Source organism: Mycobacterium sp. TH-M82, assembly GCF_057473605.1.
Map to the genome: position 1 here is coordinate 1 of NZ_JBYCKY010000586.1, position 4785 is coordinate 4785.

Genomic DNA, 4785 nt, shown 5'->3' on the forward strand with positions numbered 1-4785 from the left:
TCCGCGCCCCGCGCAGCGAGGCCACCGCCTTCGGGTGTATCGACGCCGACGACTCCGGCCGCATCCGCGAGTTCGTGGAGAAGCCGCTGGACCCTCCGGGAACCCCTGACGACCCGGATTCCACGTTCGTGTCGATGGGCAACTACATCTTCACCACCAAGGTGCTCATCGACGCGATCCGCGCCGACGCCGACGACGACCGCTCCGATCACGACATGGGCGGCGACATCATCCCGCGGTTGGTCAACGACGGAATGGCAGCGGTCTACGACTTCAGCGACAACGAGGTGCCCGGAGCCACGGACCGCGACCGGGCCTACTGGCGCGACGTCGGGACACTGGACTCCTTCTACGACGCACACATGGATCTGGTGTCGGTGCATCCGGTCTTCAACCTCTACAACAGGCGCTGGCCGATCCGCGGCGAGTCGGACAACCTGGCACCGGCGAAGTTCGTCAACGGCGGCTCGGCGCAGGAGTCGGTGGTGGGGGCCGGCAGCATCATCTCGGCGGCGTCGGTGCGCAACTCGGTGCTGTCGTCCAACGTCGTGGTCGACGACGGTGCGATCGTGGAGGGCAGCGTGATCATGCCGGGCGCGCGGGTGGGCCGCGGCGCGGTGGTGCGCCACGCGATCCTGGACAAGAACGTCGTAGTCGGGCCCGGGGAGATGGTCGGGGTGGACCTGGAACGGGACCGGGAGCGGTTTGCGGTCAGCGCCGGTGGCGTGGTCGCGGTGGGCAAGGGCGTCTGGATCTAGAGCACCTTGGTCGTTAGCCCGTAGTTTCCCCCACTGAGTGGACTGCGAATCCCCGATGTTGTTCGTGAGCAGGTTTTTGGCGTTCATGCTGGGCATGCAACGTACTCATGAATGATCAGGATTCAGTCGGCGTGTTTACCTGCAATGTCGTGAACATAGCGCAGATGAGCTGATGATAACGTAATCATGTATGTGACACGGGTTCCGAACCGTGGGTCACCATCGGCGGTACTGTTGCGGGACGCTATCCGCGATGACGGCAACGTGAGAACGCGCACCCTGGCCAACCTGTCGCGCTGGCCCGAACACAAGGTGCAAAAGCCACAACGTGCCCTCAAAGGCCTGCCGGCGGCGCCGGATCTAGGAGGGCGCTGAATAATTGGCGCGCCTCTCCGGAAACATGGTCTGAGCTGGGATAATTGGTTCATGCAGGGTGTTGAGCGGGTGGATCGGGAATTGTTGGACGCCGAGGCGCTGGTCGGTCATCTGGTGGCTGAGGGCAGCATGTTCGCGTTTTTGGCCGCACATCGTCAGGATGTGTTCCCGGACAATGCGTTCGAGGACTTGTTCCCGTCCGGGAAGGGCCGGCCCTCGATCCCGGTGTCGGTGATGGCCGCGATTCTGGTGTTGCAGACCCTGCATGACCTGTCGGATCGGGAGACCGCCGAGGCGGCCCGTTGTGGCAACACATCGACGCGGCGACCGCAAGACTGGTTACCGACGAAACGCCGCGCGTTTCGCTGTGATGTTTGTGCCGGGGGCGCTGCTGTAGCGGTGTTGTAGCGGTGTTGTAGCGGTGTTGTAGCGGTGTTGCAAGGAGGAGCAAACAACAACCCGCGGGCGTTTGACTGGCCCTGCTAATCTCGAATCCCAGGTGTCGGTCAAGGCACTTGTGGCGCGCCGGAATGGAGTAAGGGCGAGGCTCGGCGCCACGACCAGCGTGGAAACTGCATCACCCCAATCCGACAAGTTGAGCAATCCGACAGCCCCGGCACAGGTCAGGGGAAGGACGTCAGCCAAATGGCCTCATCGGTGACCGGATGAACGTTTTACTACCCAGGGCCACCGCCATGGTGCTTGATAAGTGGAAGGTCATCTACGCAATCACGCCCGAGCTGATGGGCACGAGCATGCTGTGGATGATGTCGGGGCTGCAAAACGAAGACCCCGCTCGCTATGTGGCCCACTGCCGGGCACCCGAGGTTACCCGCGCACTGGCTGTGCAGGACCCGGCGATCTGGCAACAGTGGTTCAAGCCGCTGCATCTGCTCCCGGCGGACGCAATCGAGCAAGTTACCAGTGAAGACGGCTGGTTCCGGTTTGGTTGGGCCCGGCACCCTGTGGACCGATTATGGTCGGCCTGGCAGTCGAAGCTGCTGCTTCGCGAGCCGCTGTTTGTGGAACTGTACGGCACGGCGCAGTGGTTCCCGCGTAGTCCAAAGGAGCTATCCGAAGGTCGACGGCGGTGGTGGGCACGACGAACAGCTCCCGCCCTCGGCGCCATTGCCGAGGGCTTCGAACGCTTCGTTGCCGCTCTGGCCCAGGACCTGCAGCTTCTCACCGCCGACCCGCACTGGGCACCACAGAGCTACTTGCTTCGCCCCAAAGTGTTTCCATACTCAGAGATTGGGCGCATCGAGTCGGCCCCGGTGACCCTCGGCCGACTCGAAAGCCACTTGCGGGCACAAGGCTGGCGGGGGACGCTCGACCTGAAACGGCTCAACGTCACGCTGCTGCCGCGCGTAGTCATCCGCGATCCGACGCTGCTGCGACTGATCGAGAAAATTTATAGCGATGACATGACCGCTTTCGAGTATGAGCCCGCGAATGTGGGCCGTCCGCCTTCTGCGGATGCCAGCGCCATTGCGGTAAGAGCAATGGCCGAACTGGTTGAGCGGCATGAGCGGATCGACGATCTTCACCGGATGCTCGCGCAAGATTACTACCCAGGGGCACCGGGTGGTTCCCCGGAAGTGGAGTAGCGAAAGGTGCACTGCCCCAACGAAGAGCGACAGGATCGCCGCATGGCGGTGAAGATACCCGAGGTCATCCAGCGCCCTAGCGATGACCTGATCACCGGTGCTTGCCTCGACTCCCCGCAGACGGGCCCGGTCGACAGATACGCGCTCGAGGTCAGCGGTTGGGTCGTAGGCAAGGCGCCGGTAGCCGAGGTGGAATTCGTCCACGAGGAAAGCGTGGTTGCGAGCTGCGAGCTAACTGTTTCGCGGCCCGATGTGGCCGAACTGTATGGCAGTTCGTCACAAGTGGGGTTCTCGAAGGCGATCGGAACGATCAGCCTCGCATCAGCCTTCACCATTGAGGTGAGGGTTGTCTTCCAGGATGGACGCCGACGCCAGATCGCGGAAATACGCGGCAGGCAATCGATACAAAGGGGGGCGGGCCCAGTGCACGACTTTGACGATGCGACCAACTCGTTCCGCATGCTCGGGGTTCCATATCTTGACTTCCTGACCGCATTGCACACCCATCTGACGCCGCGCACATACTTCGAGGTCGGCACAGAGACTGGGTCTTCGCTGGCGCTCGCGGGTTGCGACGCGATCGCGGTGGACCCTCAGTTCCAGCTTGAGGTTACCGCCACCGGCAACCGCAGGCGCACGTTCTTCTTCCAGATGCCGTCGGACACTTTCTTTGCGACCGAAAATGTGCGGCAGTTGCTGGGACGGCCGGTGGACATGGTCTTTTTGGATGGCATGCACCGGTTCGAATTCCTGCTGCGCGATCTGATCGGGACAGAGGCTGCCTGTCACCCCCGCTCACTGATCCTGCTGCATGATTGCGTGCCTTTGAATCCGCGGATGGCGTTGCGGCAGTGGTTGCCGGGCGATCCCTCGGAGAAAGACACCGCCGGCATGTGGACTGGCGACGTTTGGAAGTTACTGCCAATCCTGAAAAAGTACCGCCCGGATCTGCGACTACATGTGCTGGACTGCCCGCCGACTGGCCTGGTCGCCGTCACCCGCGTCGACCCGGCATCGCACGTTTTAGCCGATCGCTACTACGACATCATCGATGAGCACGCCGCAACCGTCATGGACGAGAATCGACTGCAGTCGTTGTGGGAAGAACTCGAAATGACCGACTCGGGTCCGCTCTGCGAGGAACCCGACCGCCTGACCGCGCTGTTCAGCCTCTACTGACCTCGATTTTTCACGGGGATGGTCGGATCTGGGGATCTCCTGACGTTTCCGTGGGTCGGGTTTCATGCTGCTCGACCGGGTAGTGCGGGGCACAGGGCGCCGCGGGTGAGCATGGCCATGCCGATCAGCGCCCCTGGGCTGTGAAACCCGTACGCACGCGTGGTCAAGGCCCGCAGGTGGGTATTGGTGGCTTCCGAGCGGGCATTCGACAGTTGGTGGTCGAGGGTGTTGCCGATGAGCTCCTTGTGACGGCGGACGGTGCGGGCTACGGCGACGAATTCCGGGATGCGCGAGTGCGACGCCCAGGACAGCCAACCAGCCAGCAAACGACGACCGTCGCGGCCTTTGACCCGAAACACTTCGCGGAGTTGCTCTTTGAGCAGATACGCCCGATACAGCGTGGCGTTGGTAGCCGTGATTGCGGCCAGGCTGGTGCGCTGCTCGCCGGTCAGATCGGCCGGGTTCTTGCGCACCGCCCAGATCGCGTGCCGGTCGCGGACACCGGCGCGGGCCATGGTGCGCACCCGCACCTTGTCGAGGGCCTTGAGCGCCCAAGCGACTACGTGGAACGGATCCAGGCAGATCACTGCTTGCGGTGCGCGTGCTCGCAGCACGGCGTGAATCCATTCCGCCCCGTCACAGCTGACATGGGTCAACAACCTGGCACGTTCGGACCCCAGTTGGTCGAAGAACTTCCCCAGGGTGTCTTTGTTGCGGCCTTCGGCTGCCCACACCAGCCGGCCTGTCGTGTGATCGATCACGCAGGTTACATAGCGGTGGCCTTTGCGGTAGGCGATCTCGTCGATGCCGATGCGGGTCAACCCGGCCAGCAGGTCGTTGGTGTCGCGGCCATCGGCGACCACCCG

Annotated in this window: 4 protein-coding genes and 1 pseudogene; 4 read left to right on the plus strand and 1 reads right to left on the minus strand. The window is 63.0% G+C overall.

Features of this window, described 5'->3' with window-relative positions; genetic code table 11:
• The 4 genes and pseudogenes from AC2VON_RS17565 to AC2VON_RS17580 form a co-directional block, all read left to right on the plus strand.
• On the plus strand, positions 1-758 hold a 758-nt coding region (locus AC2VON_RS17565; protein ID WP_486954096.1), incomplete at its 5' end, for a GlgC family sugar phosphate nucleotidyltransferase.
• 426 nt (positions 759-1184) lie between these two features.
• Positions 1185-1430: pseudogene (locus AC2VON_RS17570) on the plus strand (transposase); the annotation flags it as partial.
• A gap of 368 nt (positions 1431-1798) precedes the next feature.
• The gene (locus AC2VON_RS17575; protein ID WP_421529820.1) at positions 1799-2740 is read left to right on the plus strand and encodes a sulfotransferase family 2 domain-containing protein; all 942 of its coding nucleotides are present in this window, start codon (positions 1799-1801) and stop codon (positions 2738-2740) included.
• A gap of 42 nt (positions 2741-2782) precedes the next feature.
• Positions 2783-3919: a class I SAM-dependent methyltransferase gene (locus tag AC2VON_RS17580; RefSeq protein ID WP_486954097.1), complete on the plus strand. Its 1137-nt coding sequence runs from the start codon at positions 2783-2785 to the stop codon at positions 3917-3919.
• A 62-nt stretch (positions 3920-3981) separates the two neighbouring features.
• On the opposite strand, the gene AC2VON_RS17585 is transcribed toward AC2VON_RS17580, so the two are convergent.
• The coding region (locus tag AC2VON_RS17585) for an ISL3 family transposase (RefSeq protein ID WP_486954098.1) at positions 3982-4785 on the minus strand (804 nt) is incomplete at its 5' end.

What these genes read in the sequence shown, in the direction of transcription:
- AC2VON_RS17575 (WP_421529820.1), top strand. Translation starts at nt 1,799, where the DNA reads ATGAACGTTTTACTACCCAGGGCCACCGCCATGGTGCTTGATAAGTGG.
- AC2VON_RS17580 (WP_486954097.1), top strand. Translation starts at nt 2,783, where the DNA reads ATGGCGGTGAAGATACCCGAGGTCATCCAGCGCCCTAGCGATGACCTG.